The 4,715-nt window shown below is 63.9% G+C and carries 5 protein-coding genes; 1 reads left to right on the forward strand and 4 read right to left on the reverse strand.

Annotated elements, in window-relative coordinates; all coding sequences use genetic code 11:
- The 3 genes from KBT70_RS01895 to KBT70_RS01905 all read right to left on the reverse strand — a co-directional run.
- Positions 1-550, reverse strand: a 550-nt coding sequence (locus KBT70_RS01895; RefSeq protein ID WP_296628119.1) for a Mur ligase domain-containing protein, incomplete at its 3' end; no start/stop codon positions are given.
- Complete coding sequence (locus KBT70_RS01900; protein ID WP_296628123.1) at positions 547-1,653, reverse strand: UDP-N-acetylglucosamine--N-acetylmuramyl-(pentapeptide) pyrophosphoryl-undecaprenol N-acetylglucosamine transferase; 1,107 nt, start codon at positions 1,651-1,653, stop codon at positions 547-549. The genes KBT70_RS01895 and KBT70_RS01900, both read right to left, overlap by 4 nt.
- Positions 1,650-2,813 carry a putative peptidoglycan glycosyltransferase FtsW gene (locus KBT70_RS01905; protein WP_296628125.1) on the reverse strand — a complete coding sequence of 388 codons (1,164 nt, stop codon included), beginning with the start codon at positions 2,811-2,813 and terminating at the stop codon, positions 1,650-1,652. The genes KBT70_RS01900 and KBT70_RS01905 overlap by 4 nt, the downstream gene beginning before the upstream one ends.
- Before the next feature lie 126 nt (positions 2,814-2,939).
- On the opposite strand from KBT70_RS01905, the gene KBT70_RS01910 reads away from it, so the two are divergent.
- Positions 2,940-4,136, forward strand: a complete 1,197-nt coding sequence (locus tag KBT70_RS01910) for an NAD(P)/FAD-dependent oxidoreductase (RefSeq protein WP_296628127.1) — start codon at positions 2,940-2,942, stop codon at positions 4,134-4,136.
- A 42-nt stretch (positions 4,137-4,178) separates the two neighbouring features.
- Here the strand turns inward: KBT70_RS01910 and KBT70_RS01915 are convergent.
- Positions 4,179-4,715: flagellar basal body rod C-terminal domain-containing protein (locus tag KBT70_RS01915; protein ID WP_296628130.1), on the reverse strand; the 537-nt coding region annotated here is incomplete at its 5' end.

Consider the following 4,715-nt stretch of genomic DNA (forward strand, 5'->3'; position numbering starts at 1 on the left):
CGATGGCAATGGTCGCGGGTAGGCGGTTGAAGGTGCCGTCACTCTCGTCGGCCTCAACCACCATCCATTCGCCCTGCCCCATGCGCGCATTGCTGCCATAAGCGTGGATAATACCGCCGTTGACGACCGTGGGATCAATCCCGCCCTTGACCAAAAGCTCCGCCACAAGCGTCGTCGTTGTGGTCTTGCCATGGGTACCCGCCACCGCGATGTTGGACTTGAGGCGCATCAACTCGGCCAGCATCTCGGCCCGGCGCACCACCGGCAGGCCGCGCCTGCGCGCCTCGTCGAGTTCGGGATTGCCGGGCTTGATCGCGGAGGAAATCACCACCACTTCGGCCCCTTCGAGGTTCTCGGCGCGCTGCCCTTCGAATACCGTGGCCCCAATGCCCGCCAGCCGCTCGGTGATCGGGGTGGATTTGAGGTCGGAGCCCTGCACCCGGTAGCCATGGTTGATCAGCACCTCGGCAATCCCCGACATCCCGATGCCCCCGATCCCGACAAAATGGATGGGACCGATATCGGTCGGAAGCTTGGTGGCTGCGTTCATTGCTTTTGCCCTTTTTGCGCAAGGTCCTCGACCATATCGGCCAGATGTTGGGGGGCGTCCGGCATGCCGCAACTGAGTGCGGCCTGAGCCATCATCGACGCGCCGGTCGGATCGCTCAGCACCGCGCCAATCTGTTCGGTCAGCACGGCCTCGGTCAACCGGCTCTCGGGGATCACGATTGCTCCGCCCGCTGCGGCCAGCCCACGGGCATTGGCAGCCTGATGGTCGCCTGCGGCGGCGGCATAGGGAATGAGGATCGCGGGTCGTCCGATGATCGACACGTCGGCGATGCTCGATGCGCCCGCCCGGCTGATCGCCAGCTGCGCTTCGGTCATGCGGCGCGGGACATCACGAAAGAACGGCTGCACATCGGCGTCAATCCCCGCCCCGGCATAGAACCGTGCCACGCGGTTCATGTCCTCTTCGCGGGCTTGATGGCTGACCCGGACATTGCGCAGGATCGCGTCGGGTAGGGCTGCGATGGCCGCAGGCACCATGTCGCTGAGGATACGCGCCCCCTGAGAGCCGCCGATCACCAGCACCGACATCGGATAATCCCCCGGTGCGATATAGCCCGCACCCGCCCGTTCCAGCACCGCTGCGCGCACTGGATTGCCCACATGCACGCCCTGCGTGCCCTCAGGCAAGGTCGTGGGCCAAGTGCCACAGGCGACCACATCGACACGCCGCGCAAAGAGCCGGTTGACCCGGCCCAGCACGCCATTTTGCTCATGCACCATACGCGGGCGCTGCAGCACCCAGGCCGCCGTCAGCGCCGGGATGCTCGGATAGCCGCCAAAGCCCACCACCACATCCGGCTTGTCCCGCATCATCCGCAGGCTCGCGCCCACAACGCCGCCCGCAATGTGAAACGGGGCCATCAGCTTGTTGATCAGACCGCCGCGCGCGAAGGTGGCGCTTGCCACCTGTTCGATTTCAACCGAATGCGGAAAGCCCCCCACATACCGCGCACCGCGCGCATCTGTGCTCAGCCGCACCCGCCAGCCCCGCCGCAGCATCACCTCGGCCAAGGCCTGAGCAGGAAACATATGCCCGCCGGTGCCGCCCGCCGCGATGATCAAGAGCGGCTGTCGCGCGGTCATGACCGCCCCCGCAGGATATCCCCGATCTGCCCCTGCGGCCGCGTCCGGGTAAAGGCCAAGAGCATGCCCACGGCAATCCCCCCTGCCACCACCGACGAGCCACCATAGCTTACGAAGGGCAGCGTCATGCCCTTGGCGGGCAAAAGGCGCACGGCGACCCCCATGTTGATCATCGCCTGCGCGCCGAACATGATCACAAGGCCCGTGCCCGCCAGCCGGATGAACGGGTCACGTTCGCGCATCAACCGCAAGAGCGAGCGCACGACGACACTGGCATAAAGAGCAATGATGCAGAGCACCAGAACCAGCCCATATTCCTCGGCCGCCACCGCAATGATGAAATCGGTATGGGCGTCCGGCAGGCTCCACTTCACCTGACCCTCGCCCACGCCGACACCAAAGAACCCGCCTTCGCGGATCGCGTTGGTGGCAAAACCAAGCTGTGTGGTCGGGTCCACCTCCGGGCTCAGAAAACCGTCAATCCGGCGCGCGAAATGCTCGGAATTGGCATAGGCAAAGCTGCCCACAAGGACCACCCCCCCCGCCATCCCCAGAAGCAGCGTCACCGGGGCACCAGCCACGAAATACATGACACCCCAGCCAAAAAGCACAAGCGCCGCCTGCCCGAAATCGGGCTGCATCGCCAGAAAGGCAAGGATCACCATCGTCAAAAGAAATGACCAGCTCAGCCCCGGCGGCCCATTCACTTGCTGGCTTGCCGCCATCATCCAGGCAGCCACGACCACGAACACTGGCTTGAGAAACTCTGACGGCTGCACCGACGCAAAACCGAGGCTATACCACCGCACAGCCCCCTTGCCGAAATCCGTCCCCAGAAACGGCAGCGCTATCAGCGCGGCAAAGGCCGCGAGAAAGCCCAGAACCGCCATGCGGCGCACCATTTCAGGCCGCATCATCGACACCAGCACCATGGCCGCGAGGGCCATGCCACCAAAGAGCGCCTGTCGCTGCACGTAATAAAACGCACCCAGCCCGTTCTTTTCCGCAAGCGGCGGCGAGGCTGCAAGCCCCAGCAACATGCCGATGCCGAACAGGATCAAGACGCAGGTCAAGGACCATTTGTCGATCGTGCGCCACCATTTGGGAAGGACGGGCTCTGCGTCCCGCAGGGGCATTGCCCCGTAGACCATTTCTGTCATCTGCCTGCCGCCTCATGCATCTTGCGCCCCTTTTCGGGGTCTGACACATATTCTAGCGTTGTTTTCGCCTTATTACCAGCACTATCCCCTTGCCAATCGGCGGCTTTTCGCGGCAGAGCCAGACCCATGCATCACCTCTGCAACACGCTCATCCTTGGGGCCGGGGCCGCCGGCATGATGTGTGCGGCCCATGCTGGGCCGGGCACTCTGGTGATCGACCATGCGCGCGCACCGGGCGAGAAGATCCGCATATCGGGCGGCGGGCGCTGCAACTTTACCAATCTTGGCACGACACCGGCCAATTTCCTCTCGGGCAACCCGCATTTCTGCAAATCCGCGCTCTCGCGCTATACCCAGTGGGATTTTCTCGATCTCATCGCCCGTCACGGCGTGGCGTGGCATGAGAAAACCTTGGGACAGCTCTTTTGTGACGACAAGGCCACCCAGATCGTGACCCTGCTGGTCAAGGAACTGCGCCACGCCGGGGCCGATCTCTGGCTCTCGAGCCAAGTCACGGACATCTCGCATGACGGCAGCCATTTTCACGCCACGCTAGACCGCGAAGGGCGGCGCGCTCGTGTCACCGCCCGCAACCTCGTGCTCGCCACAGGTGGCAAATCCATCCCCAAGATGGGCGCCACCGGCATGGCCTATGACATCGCGCGGCAATTCGGCCATCAGATCACCGATACCCGGCCCGCTCTTGTCCCGCTCACCTTTTCCGATGCGCCCTTTGCCGCCCTGTCCGGCACCGCCTTGCCGGTGCGCGCGCTTTGCGACGGGGTCAGCTTTGACGAGGCGGCACTATTCACGCATCGCGGCCTCTCTGGTCCGGCGATCCTGCAAATATCCTCCTATTGGCGCGAGGGTCAGACGATCACCCTCGACCTGGACCCCACCGCCACGCTCTTTGACGCGCTCCGCCAACAGCGTCAGACCACAGGCCGCCGCAATGTCACGACCGAGTTTGGGCATCACCTGCCCGCGAAACTGGTGGCGTATCTGGCCCCCAGCCTGGGCCTCGCGGGCAATCTCGCCGATCACTCCGACGCGCGGTTGGCCGAAATCATCGGCACCCTGCGCGGCTGGCAGATGAAACCCACCGGCACCGAAGGTTACCGCACCGCCGAAGTCACCTTGGGCGGCATCGACACCGACGGGCTTTCTTCCAAAACCATGCAGTCCAAGCATCTGCCCGGCCTCTACGCCATTGGCGAGGCTGTGGATGTGACCGGATGGCTGGGCGGGTATAATTTCCAATGGGCCTGGTCATCGGGGTGGGCCGCAGGCAAGGCGATTGCCGAAAGCGCCGGGGATCATTGATCCAAGCGCAAGAGAACACCCCCGACAGAGCCCAAGCCCGACTTAACCCTCTGGCGCCTGCATCATCCGCGCGCCACCTTCATCCAACTCGCGCGCGGTCAAAACCATGCGCATCCCCAACTCGAAATTGCGTTGCATCTGCATGGTCGACAGCAATTCCTCGACCGGGTTCACGTTGCTGCTCTCCAACGTGCCTTGCAACACTTCCGCGCGCTGATCGGGTGGCGGCAGAGGTCCTTCGACGGTCCTGATCTGGCCATCCGCGCCCTTGGTCAGCGCGACCTCCGCTGGTGGAACCACCGTGGCCAAGACCCCGGCCAGAACCGGCTCGCCCTCAGGATCATCGAGAGGCTGGATATAGATTTCACCGATATCCGTGATCCGGATGTTGCGATAGGCGGGCACCTGAATAGGGGCGAGATCCGGCCCCAGCATCGCATCTCCCGCGCCATTGCGCAGCTTGCCATCGGTGTCACGCCGCAGGTCGCCACGGCGGCTGAGGGCGGGATCACCAGAGTCGGGCATGACATAGAAAAACCCTTGATCGGCGATTGCGACATCGAGTTCTTCGTCGGTCCG

It is taken from the genome of Roseovarius sp. (assembly GCF_018066915.1).
Taxonomy (GTDB): Bacteria; Pseudomonadota; Alphaproteobacteria; order Rhodobacterales; family Rhodobacteraceae; genus Roseovarius.